16 protein-coding genes and 2 tRNA genes are annotated in these 17,703 nt (G+C 72.2%); 14 read left to right on the top strand and 4 right to left on the bottom strand.

Annotation, left to right across the window (positions count from 1 at the left end; genetic code table 11):
* Positions 1-24 precede the first annotated feature (24 nt).
* Positions 25-1,095 carry an SCO2583 family membrane protein gene (locus IE251_RS32355; protein WP_189756503.1) on the top strand — a complete coding sequence of 357 codons (1,071 nt, stop codon included), beginning with the start codon at positions 25-27 and terminating at the stop codon, positions 1,093-1,095.
* A 348-nt stretch (positions 1,096-1,443) separates the two neighbouring features.
* Here the strand turns inward: IE251_RS32355 and IE251_RS32350 are convergent, their stop codons facing one another.
* Complete coding sequence (locus IE251_RS32350; RefSeq protein WP_189756502.1) at positions 1,444-2,526, bottom strand: M48 family metallopeptidase; 1,083 nt, start codon at positions 2,524-2,526, stop codon at positions 1,444-1,446.
* A 103-nt stretch (positions 2,527-2,629) separates the two neighbouring features.
* Between IE251_RS32350 and IE251_RS32345 the strand changes: the two genes are divergently transcribed.
* The 9 genes from IE251_RS32345 (at position 2,630) to IE251_RS32305 (ending at position 7,779) form a co-directional block, all read left to right on the top strand.
* On the top strand, positions 2,630-2,794 hold the full coding sequence (locus tag IE251_RS32345; RefSeq protein WP_189756501.1) for a hypothetical protein: 165 nt from the start codon (positions 2,630-2,632) through the stop codon (positions 2,792-2,794).
* Positions 2,795-2,960: 166 nt separating this feature from the next.
* The gene (locus tag IE251_RS32340; protein ID WP_094221154.1) at positions 2,961-3,125 is read left to right on the top strand and encodes a hypothetical protein; all 165 of its coding nucleotides are present in this window, start codon (positions 2,961-2,963) and stop codon (positions 3,123-3,125) included.
* Positions 3,126-3,181: 56 nt separating this feature from the next.
* Positions 3,182-3,868 carry a nicotinate-nucleotide adenylyltransferase gene (nadD, locus tag IE251_RS32335; protein ID WP_189756500.1) on the top strand — a complete coding sequence of 229 codons (687 nt, stop codon included), beginning with the start codon at positions 3,182-3,184 and terminating at the stop codon, positions 3,866-3,868.
* 16 nt (positions 3,869-3,884) lie between these two features.
* The gene (locus IE251_RS32330) at positions 3,885-5,696 is read left to right on the top strand and encodes an LCP family protein (RefSeq protein ID WP_189756499.1); all 1,812 of its coding nucleotides are present in this window, start codon (positions 3,885-3,887) and stop codon (positions 5,694-5,696) included.
* Positions 5,697-5,824: 128 nt separating this feature from the next.
* Complete coding sequence (gene rsfS / locus IE251_RS32325) at positions 5,825-6,268, top strand: ribosome silencing factor (RefSeq protein ID WP_030777295.1); 444 nt, start codon at positions 5,825-5,827, stop codon at positions 6,266-6,268.
* Positions 6,268-6,936 (top strand): histidine phosphatase family protein, encoded by a 669-nt coding sequence (locus IE251_RS32320; protein ID WP_189756498.1) that lies wholly within the window; start codon positions 6,268-6,270, stop codon positions 6,934-6,936. The genes rsfS and IE251_RS32320 overlap by 1 nt, the downstream gene beginning before the upstream one ends.
* A 93-nt stretch (positions 6,937-7,029) precedes the next feature.
* A tRNA-Ala gene (locus IE251_RS32315) sits at positions 7,030-7,102 on the top strand.
* A 266-nt stretch (positions 7,103-7,368) separates the two neighbouring features.
* Positions 7,369-7,542, top strand: a complete 174-nt coding sequence (locus IE251_RS32310) for a hypothetical protein (RefSeq protein ID WP_106980580.1) — start codon at positions 7,369-7,371, stop codon at positions 7,540-7,542.
* A gap of 3 nt (positions 7,543-7,545) precedes the next feature.
* On the top strand, positions 7,546-7,779 hold the full coding sequence (locus IE251_RS32305) for a hypothetical protein (protein ID WP_030605004.1): 234 nt from the start codon (positions 7,546-7,548) through the stop codon (positions 7,777-7,779).
* On the opposite strand, the gene IE251_RS32300 is transcribed toward IE251_RS32305, so the two are convergent.
* Positions 7,769-8,980: a glycosyltransferase 87 family protein gene (locus IE251_RS32300; RefSeq protein WP_189756497.1), complete on the bottom strand. Its 1,212-nt coding sequence runs from the start codon at positions 8,978-8,980 to the stop codon at positions 7,769-7,771. The genes IE251_RS32305 and IE251_RS32300 overlap by 11 nt on opposite strands.
* A gap of 115 nt (positions 8,981-9,095) precedes the next feature.
* Between IE251_RS32300 and IE251_RS32295 the strand changes: the two genes are divergently transcribed.
* Positions 9,096-9,168: transfer RNA gene (locus IE251_RS32295), tRNA-Ala, on the top strand.
* Positions 9,169-9,301: 133 nt separating this feature from the next.
* Here the strand turns inward: IE251_RS32295 and IE251_RS32290 are convergent.
* The gene (locus tag IE251_RS32290; protein WP_189756496.1) at positions 9,302-10,903 is read right to left on the bottom strand and encodes an NADH-quinone oxidoreductase subunit NuoF family protein; all 1,602 of its coding nucleotides are present in this window, start codon (positions 10,901-10,903) and stop codon (positions 9,302-9,304) included.
* Entirely contained in the window at positions 10,900-12,162 is a 1,263-nt protein-coding gene (locus IE251_RS32285) for a ferric reductase-like transmembrane domain-containing protein (RefSeq protein WP_189756495.1), read from the bottom strand. Before IE251_RS32285 ends, IE251_RS32290 begins: the two co-directional genes overlap by 4 nt.
* Positions 12,163-12,565: 403 nt before the next feature.
* On the opposite strand from IE251_RS32285, the gene leuS reads away from it, so the two are divergent.
* The 3 genes from leuS to IE251_RS32270 all read left to right on the top strand — a co-directional run bounded on the left by leuS (position 12,566) and on the right by IE251_RS32270 (position 17,277).
* On the top strand, positions 12,566-15,445 hold the full coding sequence (leuS, locus tag IE251_RS32280; RefSeq protein ID WP_189756494.1) for a leucine--tRNA ligase: 2,880 nt from the start codon (positions 12,566-12,568) through the stop codon (positions 15,443-15,445).
* Between the two features lie 173 nt (positions 15,446-15,618).
* Positions 15,619-16,359, top strand: a complete 741-nt coding sequence (locus IE251_RS32275; protein WP_189756493.1) for a hypothetical protein — start codon at positions 15,619-15,621, stop codon at positions 16,357-16,359.
* Positions 16,360-16,431: 72 nt separating this feature from the next.
* Complete coding sequence (locus tag IE251_RS32270) at positions 16,432-17,277, top strand: DegV family protein (RefSeq protein WP_189756492.1); 846 nt, start codon at positions 16,432-16,434, stop codon at positions 17,275-17,277.
* Positions 17,278-17,703: the final 426 nt, after the last annotated feature.

Below are 17,703 nucleotides of genomic sequence, written 5' to 3'. Positions count from 1 at the left end.
GCCCGCCGGACCTACTCTGAAGGTATGGGCGGGCCTGGCGACCCACCGGAGGGGACACCCGAGGGCGGCCCCGGCGGTGCGGAGGACGAATACCGATCCGTCGTCTTCGACGAGTCGTTCGTCCGTGCTGCCCGGCTCCAGGAGTCCTCCGCCGCGGAGCGGATGGCCGACCACGCGCCCGCCGTGCGCCGCCGCCCGCCCCTGCGCCGCGGGCTCACCCGGCAGGTCCTGGTCCTCGCCCTGCTGATCGCCGTCGCCTTCGGCACCGCCCTCTACATGGGCGTCCGCCACCCCTACGGCTCCACGCCGGTCCGCCGGTCCGTGGAGGCCCTGCGGACCACCGTCGTCCCGCTCGCCCCGCAGGGCAGGGTGCCCGGCGCCGCCGACCCCGAGCGGCTGTTCACGCACAGCCCCGCCGCCCCCTTCGACATCGGCGCCGAGGGCATCCCGCTGCCGGCCTCGCGCAGCACCGCCCACTTCTCCGACAGCCAGGTGATGACCGCCCTCACCGCCGTCAAGGACTACATCGTCCGCTCCTCCCTCCACCCCGAGGTGCTGGCCGGCCGCGAGGTGCGCCCCGTCCGCGCCCTGGTCGACTCCGGGCAGCTCGACCAGTTCGACCGGAGCGTCACCCACCCCGCCGCGGACGGGCGGCACGCGTCCACGGGCTGGATGGTCCGCATCGACCCCGCGCGGGCCCGGCTGGCCGACGACCGGATCCGCGCCTTCGGCTCCCTGCACGTCACCGAGGCCGACGCGGCGACGCTGGAGGTCTCCGCCGACCACACCTTCGTCTACGCCCTGCGCCCCACCGGCGCCGCCTCGCGGGCCCCCGCGTCCCTCTTCACGGTCCGCCGCGAGCTGACGTTCCACCTGGACCGCGACGACCTGCGCACCCGCCAGGTCCAGCTGCTCGCGGCCTACGTCCAGGCGGGCCCCCTCGCCTGCGCCGAGGACGCCTCGGCCTACCTGCGGCCCCTCCTCGCCGGCCAGACGGCCGGGACGGGCCGCCCCGCGGGCACCAACCCCTACGACACGGACAGCCCGGCGTCCGTCTGCGGAACGCTGGCCACGGGGGCGCAACCGAGCGCATGAGGCCTGCCGGCCGGCACTGCGAGGGGTGCCGGACGTGCTCCGGGAGGCCGCCGGCCGCGACCCGGCGAAGGGTGCCGGACGCGCTGCGGGGAGGGTTGCTGGGAGGGCGTAGGCCACGGGCCGCCGGGGAGGTGTCGGCCGCGCTCTGGGAGGGCCGCGGGCCGTGTTGCCGGAGGGCGTCGGCCACATGCAGGCGGAGAGGTACCGGACGCGCTCCGGGGAGGGCTGCCGGGCCGTGGCCCCGCGAGGGGCGCCGGCCGCGACCCCCGCGAGGGGCGCCGGCCGTGACTCGCGAGGACTGTCGGCCGCGCTCCGAGAAGGCCGCCGAGGCGGAGGCGGGAGGCCGGGCTACGCGTCCGTGCCCGGTGTGTCCCCCGCGGCCGGCGGAGGGCTGCGGAAGCCGTCGAAGCCGCGCCGGACCCGGCCGCCCAGGTCGCCCGCGCCACCCGCGAGGTCCGTGACCAGCTTCATCAGCGGGTCCTTGGAGCTCTTCACATCGTTCGCGTAGCCGGCCGCCGACTCGCGGAAGGAGTCGCTGACGGAGGCGTCCTTGTCCTCGCCGCGCCGCGGGTAGTGGCCGTCCATGATCCGCTGGTAGTCCCGCGACTCGGCCCACTTCTTCAGCTCGGCGGCCCGCACGGTGGTGAACGGGTGGGACCGGGGCAGCACGTTCAGGATCTTCAGCACGGAGTCGCGCAGGTCACCGCCGGACTCGTACTCCTCGGCCTGCTCCAGGAACGCGTCCACGTTCATCTCGTGCAGGTGGTTGCCGCCCGCCGTCTTCATCAGGCCCCGCATCGAGGCCCGTACGTCCTGGCCCACCAGCAGGCCCGCCCGGTCGGCGGACAGCTCCGACTTGCGGAACCACTCCCGCAGCGCCGTGACGATCGCCGTGACCGCGAGACTGCCGAGCGGGATCCACGCGACCTTCACCGCGAGGCTGGTCAGGAACAGCAGGACCGTGCGGTACACCGAGTGCCCGGACAGCGCGTGCCCCACCTCGTGCCCGATGACCGCCCGCATCTCCTCCTCGTCGAGGAGCTCCACCAGCCCCGTGCTGAGCACGATGATCGGCTCGTCCAGGCCGACGCACATCGCGCTCGGCCGCGGATCCTGCGTGACGTACATCAGCGGGACCTTCTCCAGGTCCAGGATGTAACAGGCGTCCAGCAGCATGTCGTGCAGGTGGGAGAACTGCCGCTCGGAGACCCGTACCGAGTCGGACAGGAACAGCAGCCTCAGGCTCCGCTCCGGCAGCAGCCCGCTGAGCGCCTTGAACACGGTGTCGAACCCGCTCAGCTTGCGCAGCGCGACCAGCGCCGAACGGTCCGCCGGGTGCTCGTACGCCCGCGAGGAGATCCCCGGGAAACGCCTGCGCTGTCTGCCGGGCAGCCGCTCGTGCCCCGCCTGCTGCCGGCCGTCGTCGGACATGTCTTCCCCCATGTGCGTGTCAGTGCCCACCGCGCCCCCGAGGCGGGGCCCAGCCTAGGCGGAGATACCGTGGACGGGCAGTACACCCGAAGGAGTCCCCGCCATGGAGCACCACCCCGCAGCCGCCCGGCTGACCGAGGCCGCCACGAGCGCCGTCCAGCAGCACGGGACGGGCAACCTGCTCCGTGTCGTGCTGGTCGTGATGGTCCTCGGCTGTGCGCTGACCGCCTGGTTCCTGTTGCGCGGCTACAAGCGCAAGGACGACTGACGCGCGCCGGAAGTTCCCTCCCGTCCGCGGCGAACGCCCTTCGCCGGGGCCGGCCGCCGGCGCCCCCGCGTCCCCAACGGCGGAGTCGACGTGATCGCCGCACGGCCGCCCGCTTACGATGAGCCGACATCTTTATTCCGCCCACACGCGATAGGTCCTGCCGAAGATGAGCTTCCACAGCGCCGCAGCCCAGTTGGTCACCCTCGCCGCCGAGGGCGAGGAGCACGGCGGAAACCACAACAGCCTGAACCCGGCCATCACCGGCGGCAGCGCCCTGGTCATCCTGCTCCTGCTGCTGTGGATCACCACGCGCTTCAACCGCGACCGCTGAGCGGGGACCCCGTCCCCGGCCGGACGTTCGAGGCCGGGCCGGTAGGGTCTGCACGCATGGGAGAGCAGGACATGCCTACCGGTCCGGCGCGCGAGACGGCCGACGACACGGTGAAGCGCCCGCAGCACGGACCGGGCCACGCCCCCGCCCACACGGGCAAGCGGCGCCTGGGCGTCATGGGCGGGACTTTCGACCCGATCCACCACGGGCACCTGGTGGCGGCCAGCGAGGTCGCCGCGCAGTTCCAGCTGGACGAGGTGGTCTTCGTCCCCACCGGCGAGCCGTGGCAGAAGTCGCACCGCAGGGTCTCCCCGGCCGAGGACCGCTATCTGATGACGGTCATCGCGACCGCCGAGAACCCGCAGTTCTCCGTCAGCCGCATCGACATCGACCGCGGCGGCCCCACCTACACCGTCGACACCCTGCGCGACCTGCGTGCCCTCAACCCGGACACCGACCTCTTCTTCATCACCGGCGCCGACGCCCTCGCCCAGCTGCTGACCTGGCACAACTCCGAGGAACTGTTCTCCTACGCGCACTTCATCGGCGTCACCCGCCCCGGCCACCACCTGACCGACCCGGGCCTGCCGGAAGGCGGTGTCTCGCTGGTCGAGGTGCCGGCCCTCGCCATCTCCTCCACGGACTGCCGCGCGCGAGTCGCCAAGGGCGACCCCATCTGGTACATGGTCCCGGACGGAGTCGTGCGCTACATCGACAAGCGCGAGCTGTACCGCGGCGAGTGAGCCGAGAGGGGCACCGGTGAACGACCGATACGACGCGGGTGACGCGGGCTACGGCGCCGTTCCGTACGAAGTCGTCGGCTACGACGAGTACGGCCGGCCCGTGTACCGGCAGGTACCGGCCGAGCAGGCTCCCCAGGCCCAGCAGGTCCCGCAGCCCCAGCCGGCGGCCTACGACCCCTACGCCCAGCAGCAGGGCTACGGCTACGACCCGTACGCCACCGGCCACCAGCAGCCCGCCTACGACCCGTACGCCACGCAGGACCCGTACCCCACCCACGACTCCTACGTCCCTCAGGACCCCTACGGGTCCCAGGCCCCGTACGACCCCTACGACCCGTACGGCACCGGCACCGGTACCGCACCGCAGGACACCGGCGGCTACGACCCCTACGGGCAGGCCGCGAGCGGCGGCCGGCAGCCCAGGGTCGCCGAGCAGACCGCCTACATCCCGCAGCAGGCCGGCCCCGCCGAGGACACCCCGGCCGCGCAGGACGGTCCGGCGGGGCGAGGCGGCACGACCGCCGAGGACACCGGGCCCGGGGCCGAGGCGCCGGACTACCGCACCGAACAGTTCGCCTTCGTCGAGGAGCCGGACGGTGACTCCGAGGACGTCATCGACTGGCTGAAGTTCACCGAGAACCGCACCGAGCGCCGCGAGGAGGCCCGCCGCCGCGCCCGCAGCCGGCTCATCGCCCTGCTCGTCGTCCTCGCCGTCGTCGCGGCCGGCGGGGTCGGCTACCTCTGGTACGCCGGGAAGCTGCCCGGCCTGTCCTCCGGCGGCCCGGCCGGCACCGCCGCCCCGGTCACCGCCCAGAAACGCGATGTGCTCGTCGTCCACCTGCACAACACCGTCAAGGGCGGCACCTCCACGGCGCTGCTGGTCGACAACACCACCACCAAGCAGGGCACCACGGTCCTGCTGCCCAACTCCCTGGCCCTGACCGGCGACGACGGCTCCACCACGACCCTCGCCAAGTCCGTGGACGACGACGACACCTCCGGCACCCGCGACCAGCTCGACACCGTCCTCGGCACCAGCATCCAGGGCAGCTGGCGGCTCGACACCCCCTACCTGCAGAACCTCGTCGACCTCGTCGGCAACATCGAGATCGACACCGACACCGACGTGCCGGACCCGGACGCCAAGAAGAAGGGCGCCGCGCCGCTCGTCCACAAGGGCCGGGACCAGACCCTCAGCGGCAAGATGGCCGTCGCCTACGCGACCTACCGTGCCTCCGGAGAGTCCGACAACGCCCAGCTCCAGCGGTTCGGCCAGGTCATGCAGGGCGTGCTGCGCAAGATGTCCTCCGACCCGGCCGCCGCCACCGTCACCGTCCAGACGCTCGCGCAGATCCTCGATCCGCCGCTCACCGACAAGGACCTCGGCACCTTCCTCGCCAGGCTCGCAGACCTGGCCAAGAGCGGCGACTACAAGACCGCCCTGCTGCCCGTGCGGCCCGACGGCACACTCAGCGCCGAGACGAGTGACAGCGTGGTGAAGGACATCCTCGGCGGCACCGCGAAGAGCCCCGGCGCCGGCTCCGCGGTCCGGGTCTCCGTCCAGAACGCCACCGGTGTGAAGGACGACACGGAGAAGGCCCGCGTCGTACTCCTCAACGGCGGCTTCACCTTCCTGGAGGGCGGCAGCGCCTCCGGCACCGAGGCCACCTCCAAGGTGACCTACGCGGACGCCGCCGACCAGGCCAAGGCCGCCGAGGTCGCCAAGACCCTCGGCCTGCCCGCCGGCTCCGTCACCAAGGGCACCGTCTCCTCCGGCGCCGACGTCTCGGTGGTCCTCGGCCGCGACTACAAGCCGTCCTCGTCCTGACCCGGGGGCCGCGCTCCCCGGCGGAGCGCGGCCCGCGAGCCCCCGGGTGCCGCCCGTAATCCCGTGGGGTGTGCCGGGCGGTCCGTGAGACCCTTGATGACAAAAGACCGCCGACGGAAAGCCATGTAGTGACCGCCACAGACCGTTCCCTTGAGCTCATCAACACCGCCGCCCAGGCGGCGGCCGACAAGCTCGCCCACGACGTCATCGCCTACGACGTGAGCGACGTACTGTCGATCACGGACGCCTTCCTGCTCGCGTCCGCGCCGAACGACCGCCAGGTCAAGGCCATCGTCGACGAGATCGAGGAGCGCCTGCAGAAGGAACTCGGCGCCAAGCCGGTCCGTCGCGAGGGCGACCGGGAGGCCCGCTGGGTCCTCCTCGACTACGTCGACATCGTCGTGCACGTCCAGCACAGCGAGGAGCGGGTCTTCTACGCCCTGGAGCGGCTGTGGAAGGACTGCCCGGAGATCGAGCTGCCCGCCGACGCCAAGGCCACCCGCGGCAAGGCCGAGGAGCACGCCAGGCTCCAGGCCGCCGAGGCCGACCAGGAGCCGGGCGGGGAGTGGTGATGAGCGCCACGGGTGAGGTGACCGACCGCACGGGCCGGGGCCGCCGCATCATCCTGTGGCGGCACGGCCAGACCTCCTGGAACGTCGAGCGGCGCTTCCAGGGCACCACGGACGTCGAGCTGACCGAGACGGGCCTGGGCCAGGCCCGCCGGGCCGCCCGGCTGCTCGCCTCCCTGCGGCCCGACGCGATCGTCTCGTCGGACCTGCGGCGGGCCGCGCACACGGCCGCCGAGCTGGCCGCCCTCACCGGCCTCGACGTCACCCGCGAGGAGGGCCTGCGTGAGACCTACGCGGGCGTCTGGCAGGGGCTGACGCACGAGGAGATCATCGCCCGCCACGGCGAGGAGTACGCCGCCTGGAAGCGCGGGGAAGCGGTCCGCCGCGGCGGCGGCGAACTGGAGACCGAGGTCGCCGACCGCGCCGCCCCCGTCGTGCTGCGGCACGCCGAGAAGCTGCCCGAGGACGGCACCCTCGTCGTCGTCAGCCACGGCGGCACCATCCGCACCACCATCGGCCGGCTCCTCGGCCTGGAGTCCCGGCACTGGGAGAGCCTCGGCGGCCTCTCCAACTGCTGCTGGTCCGTGCTCGGCGAGGGCGCCCGCGGCTGGCGCCTGCTGGAGCACAACGCGGGCACCCTCCCGGAGCCCGTCCTCGGCGACGACGACTGACCGTCCCGGGCCCTGCGGACCCCGGATTTCACTTTCCGGCAGGTCACAGGCTAAAGTTCTTCTTGTTCGCCCCGCCGAGCGGGAAGAACGCAAGGGGCTATAGCTCAGTTGGTAGAGCGCCTGCATGGCATGCAGGAGGTCAGGAGTTCAATTCTCCTTAGCTCCACTGATCGACACTCTGACGAGTGGTCAAGATCGGTGATGAGGATCCCGTCCCCTCCAGGGGGCGGGATTTCTCGTGTTTCAGCCATGGACGGCCTTCCCGCACCGGAGTTTGAGTCGTCCGGGCCCCTCGGGCCGTACAGCTACGCGGAGGCGTTCGCGGCGGACGCCGTGTCCGGACCGGTACTGAGGCGTCGCTGACCGTGTCGGTCCGGTCGTGGCAGAATCAAACGGCCGGAAGGGGACGCGGCCCGACGGGAGGGAGTAGCGATGCCTGCGAGCATCCTCGAGGAGGTCGGCCACCTCCTCGACGCGGCGTTGATACGGGATTCGATCACCCGGCTGAGCTGCCCTTCCTGCGGTTCCGCGCACGTCGCGCAGGTGCTCGGCGACAATGGCGGAATCTCATACGTGTGCACGGCCTGCGGCCACACCTGGAGCTGATCGATGGGGGCACACCGGCGGAAGTGCGACTGGTGCGGGAGCGGTACGCCCATCGTCCGCGACATGGAGCCGATCAATCCCGCCTACCAGTACTGGTGCGAGGAGTGCGCGCGGGCGCTGATCATAAAAGGCGACCCCATCGAGACCTACCGGGAACTGGAAGGCGAGCCGATCTACGGCCGGCTCCTGGAGGAGCACTGCACGCTCAAGAGGTTCTACCAGTTCGTCACGGCTTGACGCCGGCCTCGGCGCTCCCGGGCCTCGGCGACGATGTCCGGGCCAGCGCGAGGAAGACCGCACCGGTGACGCCGTAGCCGGCCGACAGCAGCAAGTGCGCGCCACCCAGGTGGAGTTCCGGCCGTCCGGGCCCGTGCGGCACCCACCACGGGAGGTACGACCAGAAGACCAGCAGGGTGCCCAGGGCCGCCGCCCGGTGCCCGCGCGTCCACAACAGCAGCACCAACGGCACGCACCACACCCAGTGGTGGGTCCACGACACCGGGCTGACCAGCAGGGCGGTGACCGCGCAGGCGCACACCGCCCAGGCCCGCCGCCCCCGGAACTCCGCCCGCACCGCCACCGTCAGACCGAGGACGGCCAGTACGGCGGCACCGGCCGCCCAGACGGCCGCCGGGTCCGGCGTGTGCAGAAGGCGGGCCAGCACGCCGCGCAGGGCCTGATTGCCGGTGTCCTCGGGCAGCCCGACCCGGCTCGCGCGCAGCACCGTGCGCGTCCAGAACCGCCAGGAGTCGTACGGCAGGACGGCCGCCGCCAGCACAGTCGCCCCGGCGAACGCGACGGCCGCCCCGCGCGCGTGCCGCAGCCACGGCTCGCCCCGCCCGCCCCGCAGCCGGTCCGCCAGGCCCGTGGCGAGCAGGAACACGGGGAACAGCGCGGGCGTCAGTTTCACCGCGGCGGCCAGTCCGAGGCCCAGCCCGCTCCAGCGGTCGTGGCCGCCGGCGGGCCGGCGGGTCAGGTCCCACAGCACCAGCACGGCCAGCAGCAGATTGATCTGGCCGTAGCGCACGGTCGTCCACACCGGTTCGCACCACACGGCCACCGCCGCGACCCACCAGACGGCCCGCACGCGCGCGTGGCCGACGAGTTTCAGCGACAGCCGTACGAAGACCACCAGCAGCGCGAGATTGCCGGCCGTCGCCAGCGTGCGCAGCAGCGCGGTGTCCGGCAGGGACAGCGGGGTGAACAGCAGGGCGGCGAACGGCGGGTAGGTGGCGGGCAGGCGGGCGGTGGTCGCGCGCAGCGCGTACAGGTCGTCGCCGGTCCGCACGGCGGCTCCCTCGGCCCGGTAGACCATCAGGTCGACCATCGACACGTGCGCGGCCCGCTGCGCGGCCCAGAACGCCGCGAAGGACAGCAGGCACACGCCCAGGGCGAGCGGGACCCGACGGAGTGCGGTGAACGGCGTGATCCGGGGCATGAAAACCGACATTAGCGGTCATACCGGAGTCAAGCTGAAACCGATTTGGCGCTGCGGCCACGGGCCTGTAATGTTTACGTCGTCGCCGGGGGAACCGGGCGAAACAACAAAACAAGGGGCTATAGCTCAGTTGGTAGAGCGCCTGCATGGCATGCAGGAGGTCAGGAGTTCAATTCTCCTTAGCTCCACAGAAGTCGAATGCGGACCATCCCAAGGATGGTCCGCATTCGGCGTATTGGGGCGTAAGGCGCGGCGGAACGCAAGGGGCGGCCGGGGCAAGGGGCGGGTCACCCGATCCGGTGACCCGCCCCCTACGTGTGGTCAGCGGCCCAGCGCGCGCCGGCCGCGCCCCTGGGAGAGCACCGGCAGATTGCGCGACGGCGCCTGCCCGCGCGTGTCCTCCTCGATGCGCAGGGCGAGCGCCGGGCAGCGGCGCACCGCGCGCAGCGCCTTCGCCTCCGCGTACCGCGGTACCTGCGCCTGGGCGACGGTCGGGAAGCCGTCCGCGCCGAGCTCGAACACCTCCGGCAGGATGTCCGCGCACAGCCCGTGGCCCCGGCACAGCGTCCAGTCCACGTGGATCCTCTGGCGGCTCTCGCCGCTCTCCGCGGCGTCCGTGCCGCCCGCAGCGGCCCTGCCCCCCTCGAAGAGCGGCAGAACGCCCTCCACGGGCCGTCCGCAGCCATTGCCGAGGACATGCGCCGCCAGGTCGTCGGTGAACGCCTTGATGGTCGACTCCAGGAACATCGCCGAGCCGTCCGGGTGCGAACACGCGCCGCGCCGCTTCACGTTCCTCGCGACCTGCTTCAGCGCCTCCAGGGCCGCCGGTCCGCCCCCGCCCATGACGTCCTCCAGCCCGCGCGCGGCGGCGGGCAGCCCCAGATAGCAGGGCCCGCACTGGCCGGCGCTCTCCTCGGCCAGCCACTGCGCCACCCGCAGCGACTCGCCCAGCGGGCACGTCCCCTGGCCGATCGGCAGGATCGCGCCCGCGCCCAGCGAACCGCCCACCGCGTCCAGCGAGTTGCGGGAGACGATCGCCTCGTCCACGGTCGCCGCGTCGATCCACTTGCCGTGGTAGCCGCCGGTCAGCACCCCCTGCGGCACCGGCGGGGCGCCCGCGAGCTGCAACACGTAGCGCAGCGGCACGCCCGTGGGCACCTCGATCACCATCGGGCGGGCGACCGCACCGGACACGGTGAGCATCACGGTGCCCGGTTCGTCGTACAGACCCGTGTTGGCGTAACGCTCCGGGCCGATGCGGGCGGCTATGGCGAGCTGCGCGAACGTCTCCGCGTTCGACAGCAGCGTGGGCGCCCCGCCGACACCGCTGCGCGAGGCGCTGACCTTGCGGCCGGGCGGGATCGCCGGGCCGCCGTCGATCGAGCGGATCAGCGAGGCGGCGGCACCGGTGACCATGCGCACCGGATTGCGCTGCACCCACGCGCGCAGTGCCGATCTGCGGCTGTTGCCCAGGCCGCGTTCGGCGAGCGCGGCCTCCATGGAGCGCTGGGTGGACTCCCGGGTGACGCCGACGACGAGGGTGCGCGCGCCGAGCGCCTCGGCGCACAGCAGGGCGCCGTCCAGGATGAGGTGTGGCGCCCGGTTGATCAGCACGGTGTCCTTGCGGCAGGCCGGCTCGTCCTCGCTGCCGTTGACCACGACGACCGGCCGTACCCCGCGCCTGATCGCCGACTCGGCAACCGAGCGCAGCTTCTTGTGGAAGGGGAAACCGGCTCCGCCGCGCCCCTTCAGGTGGATGCGTTCGGCGAGCTGGGCGAGTTGCTCGCCGCCCAGCGGGTCGAGCGGCCCGTGCACCTTCAGGTGCATCGGCAGGTCGAGTCGCTCCACAAGGTCGAAGCCCGACGTGAGCTGGGGGAGACCGACCACCCGGACCTCGGGGACGTCGGGCAGTGCCTCGTTCACTTGAAGCCTCCGGAAGGCGTGTTCCATGGTTCGCCCGAACCCGGTGCCCCGTAGGGCGAGCCGGGCAGCGGTTCGGTGGCGGGACCGCTGTCGAACGTGTCACCCGGGAGGTACGTGCCGTAGGAGCCGTTCGTCTCAGCGGTGTCGTACACGTCACGTCCGCCGTAGCCGGTCGCGCCCGGCCCGCCGTGGGCCGGGAGGGTGTACCCGGTGTCCTGGAGCGGGTCGTACGCGGACGGCGGGGCCTCGCCGACCGGCGGCGGGGAGGGGACCGGCCAGCCGGCGGAGGCGCCGGAGGGGCCGTCCACGCGCGGGAAGGCCTCCGTGGGCCGGAGAGCCGGCGGCGGGTCCCCGGCGGCGGCCTGGGCGGCCGTGAAGGGCTGCGGCGGGTGGTTCGGGACCGACACCGCGCGGTAGGCCGCGGCGATACCGGCGGCGGGCTCGGCGGCCGGGGGCCGGTGGAGCGGGGAGGCGGTCGCCGGCCGCGCTTCCCGGCCGCTTCGCGGGCCGGTCAGGTCCCGGCCGGCCGCCCGGGAGCGGCTCGCCGCCGGCTCGTCGGGTCCGGGCCGTGCGGGCCGGTCGAACAGGGCCACCAGCCGGTCGGCGACCCCGCGCTTGACCGGGCGGGGCGCGGCGCGCAGCGCGAGGGCGCCCATCACACCGAGCAGCGACAGGCTGTAGAGGATCACGAAGACGGGTTTGGCCGCGCGACCCGCGTAGAGACCGTGGATCAGCGCCGCGCACCAGGCGGGGTAGGCCAGCATGTGCATGGCCCGCCAGCGCGCCGCGACCGGGGCCGGCGTGGCGAAGGTGCCGCGCAGGGCGCCCGTGACCCCCACGAAGATCATCAGCAGGCCGGCGAGCGAGCCCAGCCCGATCAGGCCGGCGATCCCGGTGACGCCGAGCGAGAACGGGACGACCGCGGCGATCACCCGCGTGTGACCGAGCGCGATCTTCGTGGTGATGTGCAGCAGCAGGAACGCGATCGAGGCGACCGCGGTCGTGCGGTGCACGGCCTGGCCGATGATCCGCTGCCGGGTGTTCAGAAAGATCCGGTCCTGGGCGAACAGGCCCCAGATCACCGAGCAGCTCAGCGAGACGAGGGACAGCACTCCCGCGCCGAAGTTCAGGAACTCGCGGAACCGGACGCCTCCGACCAGCACGGACACGGGGATGAGCAGCAAGGCGACGGCGGACGCCACCCCATAGGCCGAGCGGCCCGGTATGGGGGGCGAGCTGGTACGACGACGAGGGTTCATGGGGGCGACTCCGAGCAGTTTCGGGAAAGCGGTCCCGCTGCCGCACTCTAAGTGGCGCCATACCGATCAGTACGGGGTTTGGGTTATTGCGCTTGTTATCGACGGACAATCTGATCGGAGTGGCGTCCCATAGGAGGAGGTACGCGAAGTAATCGCTGACCTTTGTTCCGTACCGGCGGGCTTCGTGGACATGTCCCTCAGGGATACGGAAGCGCGTCGCGGCTTGCTCAAGGGCTGCGGTACCCTAGCGCCATGCGTGCCGTACGCCTTCTGCTTAGCGGGCCGCGCTGATCAGTACCGACCCAGGTTCAGCCGTGAGGTCGGCATCGGCGCGGCGTCCCCTCCTGTGCGAGGGGTTTTTTCATTTCCGCAGGCAGAGACGATCGATGGAGCTTTGAGGATCATGAGCGAGACGAACCCCGCTGCCACCGCCGCGTCGGCGGAGGCCGCGCCGCACCGCTACACGGCCGCCATGGCAGCCGAGATCGAGGCACGCTGGCAGGACTTCTGGGACGCCGACGGCACCTACGCGGCGCCGAACCCCTCGGGCGACCTGGCGGGCGACCCCGAGCTGGCCGCCAAGCCCAAGAAGTTCATCATGGACATGTTCCCGTACCCCTCGGGCGCGGGCCTGCACGTCGGCCACCCGCTGGGCTACATCGCCACCGACGTCTACGCCCGGTTCCAGCGCATGACCGGCCACAACGTCCTGCACACCCTCGGCTTCGACGCCTTCGGCCTGCCCGCCGAGCAGTACGCCGTGCAGACCGGCACGCACCCCCGCGTGTCCACCGAGGCCAACATCGAGAACATGAAGGCCCAGCTGCGCCGGCTGGGCCTGGGCCACGACAAGCGCCGGTCGTTCGCCACGATCGACCCGGAGTACTACAAGTGGACCCAGTGGATCTTCCTGCAGATCTTCAACTCCTGGTACGACGAACAGGCGCGCAAGGCCCGCCCGATCTCCGAGCTGATCGCCCAGTTCGAGTCCGGTGAACGCGCCGTTCCGGGCACCACGCGCGCGTGGAGCGAACTGAGCGTCCGCGAACGCGCCGACATCCTGGGCGAGTACCGCCTGGCCTACGCCTCCGACGCGCCCGTCAACTGGTGCCCCGGCCTGGGCACCGTACTGGCCAACGAGGAGGTCACCGCCGACGGCCGGTCCGAGCGCGGCAACTACCCGGTCTTCAAGGCCAAGCTGCGCCAGTGGAACATGCGCATCACCGCCTACGCCGACCGGCTCCTGGAGGACCTGGAGGAGCTGGACTGGCCCGAGGCCATCAAGCTCCAGCAGCGCAACTGGATCGGCCGCAGCGAGGGCGCCCGCATCGACTTCCCGATCGACGGCGAGCACATCACGGTCTTCACCACCCGCCCGGACACCCTGTTCGGCGCGACCTACATGGTGCTGGCGCCCGAGCACCCGCTGGTCGAGAAGTTCACCCCCGAGGCGTGGCCCGAGGGTACGCACGAGGTGTGGACCGGCGGCCACGCCACCCCGGCCGAGGCCGTCGCCGCCTACCGCGCGCAGGCCGCCTCGAAGTCCGACGTGGAGCGGCAGGCCGAGGCCAAGGACAAGACCGGCGTCTTCACCGGCGCCTTCGCGACCAACCCGGTCAGCGGCGAGCGGGTCCCGGTCTTCATCGCCGACTACGTCCTGATGGGCTACGGCACCGGCGCGATCATGGCCGTCCCGGGCCACGACAGCCGCGACTTCGCCTTCGCGCGCGCCTTCGAGCTGCCCATCCGCTGTGTGGTCGAGCCGACCGACGGCCGCGGCACCGACCCGTCCACCTGGGACGACGCCTTCGTCTCCTACGACGCGAAGATCGTCAACTCCGACAGCGACGACCTGAAGCTGAACGGCCTGGGCGTGGCCGACGCCAAGGCGCGCATCACCGAGTGGCTGGCCGGCAAGGGCATCGGCGAGGGCACCGTCAACTTCCGGCTGCGCGACTGGCTGTTCAGCCGCCAGCGCTACTGGGGCGAGCCCTTCCCGATCGTCTACGACGAGGACGGCGTCGCCCACGCGCTGCCCGAGTCGATGCTGCCGCTGGAGCTGCCCGAGGTCGAGGACTACAGCCCGCGCACCTTCGACCCGGACGACTCCGACACCCAGCCCGAGACCCCGCTGTCGCGCAACGAGGAATGGGTCAACGTCACCCTGGACCTGGGCGACGGCCCCAAGAAGTACCGCCGCGAGACCAACACCATGCCCAACTGGGCCGGTTCCTGCTGGTACGAGTTCCGCTACCTGGACCCGCACAACGACCGCGAGCTGGTGGACCCGGAGATCGAGCGGTACTGGATGGGCCCGCGCGAGGGCCTGCCGCACGGCGGTGTGGACCTGTACGTCGGCGGCGCCGAGCACGCCGTGCTGCACCTGCTGTACGCGCGCTTCTGGTCCAAGGTCCTGTACGACCTGGGGCACGTCTCCTCCGCGGAGCCGTTCCACAAGCTGTTCAACCAGGGCATGATCCAGGCCTACGTCTACCGCGACAGCCGGGGCATCGCGGTGCCGGCCGCCGAGGTGGAGGAGCGCGACGGCGCGTACTACTACCAGGGCGAGAAGGTCACCCGCCTGCTGGGCAAGATGGGCAAGTCCCTGAAGAACGCGGTGACCCCGGACGAGATCGCCGCCGAGTACGGCGCGGACACGCTGCGCCTGTACGAGATGGCCATGGGCCCGCTGGACGTCTCCCGCCCGTGGGACACGCGCGCGGTGGTCGGCCAGTTCCGGCTGCTGCAGCGGCTGTGGCGCAACATCGTCGACGAGACCACCGGCGAGGTCACCGTCACCGACGCGGAGCCCGACGAGGAGACCCTGCGCGCCCTGCACAAGGCCATCGACGGCGTGCGCCAGGACCTGGAGGGCCTGCGCTTCAACACCGCCATCGCCAAGGTCACCGAGCTGAACAACCACCTGACCAAGACCGGTGGCGCGGTGCCGCGGTCCGTGGCCGAGCCGCTGGTGCTGATGGTCGCCCCGCTGGCCCCGCACATCGCCGAGGAGCTGTGGCGCAAGCTGGGCCACACCGACTCCGTCGTCCACCGGGACTTCCCGGTCGCCGACCCGGCCTACGTCGTCGACGAGACCGTGACCTGCGTCGTGCAGATCAAGGGCAAGGTCAAGGCCCGGCTGGAGGTGCCGCCCGCCATCTCCGAGGAGGAGCTGGAGAAGGTCGCGCTGGCCGACGAGAAGGTGATCGCGGCGCTGGGCGGCGCGGGCATCCGCAAGGTGATCGTGCGGGCGCCCAAGCTGGTCAACATCGTTCCCGCGTAATCGTTCCCGCGTGAACACCGGCGTGTACCGGGTCGCGAAAAGGGACGTTTTCGTCGACTCGGGGTAGTCCCCTACGGGCAGGTTCGGGGTTCGGACGGAACTCCGGGCCTGCCCGCTGCGTTTACCGTTAGAAGCGCAGCGGGCCGTACCGCACCGACCGGAGGAGGAGCGCCATGGACGTAGTGCTCACCGTGTTCGCCCTGCTCTTCCTGATCTTCGTGGGCATGGGCGCCTACGCCACGGTCAAGGCCGTCCGTGCCACCAAGCGCGGGGTGGACCGGACCATCGCGCAGGCCCGTCGCACGGTCGAGGACCACACCCTGCGCGCCAAGTCCGTCGCCCAGCCCGGGCCGGCCGGCGAGATCGCCCGGCTGCGGCTCGCACTGCGCACCTCCATGCGCGCCACACAGGACGCGCTGCACGCGGGCGTGGCCGAGGACGAGTCGCTGAAGGAGTCCCTCGGCCTCTTCGAACGGCTCAGCGTGCACGGGCACGACCTGGACGCCGACCTCAAGCGCCTGGAGACCGAGCCCGACCGGGCCACACTCGCCGCGCGCCTGCCCGGACTGCGCGAGCGCACCGAGCGCATCACCCAGTCCGCCGACTCCCTGCGCTGGGCCGTCCGCGACCGCGCCCGCCGCTTCTCCGACGACGATCTGGACCACCTCAGCGCCCAGATCGACATCGAGGCCGACGCCCTGCGCCACTGGACGAGAACCGAACCCGGCCAGGCGTCCTCGCACTGGCCCGACGACCCCGCCACCCCCGCCGACGGCCCGGCCACAGGACGGGCGCGCTCGGAGGCGGCCGGTGCCCACGCCACCGCTCGGCCCGCTCCCGACGCGATCACCGGGACCTCGTGGCGCCCCACCGTCCCGTGGCAGAAGAAGCCCCGCCCCGAGAGCACCACATGAGCGGACCGCTCCCCGGTCACACGACAGGGGCCGGGCTGCCGAGCGGGCACTACGCCAGGTAACCTCCAGCTCATGTCCCGCCATGTCGCGATCGTCACCGATTCAACGGCCTACCTGCCGCCCCGGGCGATGGAGCGTCACGGCATCACCACGGTCCCGCTGACCGTGGTCCTCGGCGACCGGGCGCTCGAAGAGGGCACCGAGATCTCCACCCGCTCCCTCGCCCAGGCGCTGCAGAAGCGGCGCTCCGTGACCACCTCCCGCCCCAGCCCCCAGGTGTTCGCCGAGACCTACCGCAGACTCGCCGAGTCCGGCGCGAGCGGCATCGTCTCCCTGCACCTGTCCGCCGAGCTGTCCGGCACCTACGACGCGGCGGTCCTCGCGGCGCGTGAGGCGCCGGTGCCCGTGCGCGTGGTGGACACCGGAGTGGTCGCGATGGCGCTCGGCTTCTGCGCGCTCACCGCGGCCGAGGCCGCTGAGGCGGGCGGCACGGTGGACGAGGCCGTCACGGCCGCCGAGAAGCGGGCCGCCGGCACATCCGCCGTGTTCTACGTCGACACCCTCGACTATCTGCGCCGGGGCGGCCGCATCGGTGCCGCGCAGAAGCTGCTGGGTTCCGCGCTCGCCGTCAAACCCCTGCTCCAGCTGGAGGACGGCCGTATCGAGCTGCTCGAGAAGGTGCGTACGGCGTCCAAGGCGATCGCGCGTCTGGAGGAGCTCACCGTGGAGCGGGCGGGCAACGCGGAGGTCGACATCGCCGTTCACCATCTCGCCGCCGCCGACGGTGCCGCCGCGCTCGCCGACCGGCTGCGGGCACGCGTCCCGGGCCTGGCCGACCTGCATGTCAGCGAGGTCGGAGCGGTGATCGGGGCGCACACCGGGCCTGGTCTGCTGGGGGCGGTCGTCTCGCCCCGCTGAGGCCGGGGCGGGGCCGTCGGCCCGTCGGCCCGTCGGTTTCACTCGTCTTCACTCGTGTGGGTGGCGGAGTTATCCACAACCAGGCGGTAATGCACGGGAATTCACCAAGATCATCGTGATGCGGCGAAGTGCTCCATCCTCGTCGCATGGCACTTCGATCTCGTTCCCGCATCGCGGTCCCGACCAGCGGCCCCGGCCGTGGCCCGGCTTCGGACGGCCGCGTCCGGCACCGCCGGGCCGTCGGGCACCGGCCACCGCGCCCTCGTGTCACCGGGCCACGCTCCGCCGAACACCGGGCCGCCGTGCCTCGATCCGCCGAGTCCCGACCCGGCGAACAGCGGCGCGGCCGCCGTCGGGCGCCCGCGCCGGCGGAAGAACTACGCCGCCGGGCGGAACTCCTCTTCGGTGAACGGGCGGTGCGGTGGC

The organism is Streptomyces eurythermus (assembly GCF_014649115.1).
GTDB lineage: Bacteria > Actinomycetota > Actinomycetes > Streptomycetales > Streptomycetaceae > Streptomyces > Streptomyces eurythermus.
This window is presented reverse-complemented; position numbering and strand designations above follow the sequence as displayed.

Excerpts from the sequence above, each read along its gene's own strand:
- IE251_RS32350 (WP_189756502.1), bottom strand. The coding sequence starts at position 2,526 with ATGTCCGACGACGGCCGGCAGCAGGCGGGGCACGAGCGGCTGCCCGGC.
- IE251_RS32320 (WP_189756498.1), top strand. The coding sequence starts at position 6,268 with ATGAGCGCCACGGGTGAGGTGACCGACCGCACGGGCCGGGGCCGCCGC.
- IE251_RS32345 (WP_189756501.1), top strand. The coding sequence starts at position 2,630 with ATGGAGCACCACCCCGCAGCCGCCCGGCTGACCGAGGCCGCCACGAGC.
- IE251_RS32300 (WP_189756497.1), bottom strand. The coding sequence starts at position 8,980 with ATGCCCCGGATCACGCCGTTCACCGCACTCCGTCGGGTCCCGCTCGCC.
- IE251_RS32305 (WP_030605004.1), top strand. The coding sequence starts at position 7,546 with ATGGGGGCACACCGGCGGAAGTGCGACTGGTGCGGGAGCGGTACGCCC.
- IE251_RS32355 (WP_189756503.1), top strand. The coding sequence starts at position 25 with ATGGGCGGGCCTGGCGACCCACCGGAGGGGACACCCGAGGGCGGCCCC.
- IE251_RS32340 (WP_094221154.1), top strand. The coding sequence starts at position 2,961 with ATGAGCTTCCACAGCGCCGCAGCCCAGTTGGTCACCCTCGCCGCCGAG.
- IE251_RS32275 (WP_189756493.1), top strand. The coding sequence starts at position 15,619 with ATGGACGTAGTGCTCACCGTGTTCGCCCTGCTCTTCCTGATCTTCGTG.
- IE251_RS32285 (WP_189756495.1), bottom strand. The coding sequence starts at position 12,162 with ATGAACCCTCGTCGTCGTACCAGCTCGCCCCCCATACCGGGCCGCTCG.
- leuS (WP_189756494.1), top strand. The coding sequence starts at position 12,566 with ATGAGCGAGACGAACCCCGCTGCCACCGCCGCGTCGGCGGAGGCCGCG.
- nadD (WP_189756500.1), top strand. The coding sequence starts at position 3,182 with ATGGGAGAGCAGGACATGCCTACCGGTCCGGCGCGCGAGACGGCCGAC.
- IE251_RS32270 (WP_189756492.1), top strand. The coding sequence starts at position 16,432 with ATGTCCCGCCATGTCGCGATCGTCACCGATTCAACGGCCTACCTGCCG.
- IE251_RS32310 (WP_106980580.1), top strand. The coding sequence starts at position 7,369 with ATGCCTGCGAGCATCCTCGAGGAGGTCGGCCACCTCCTCGACGCGGCG.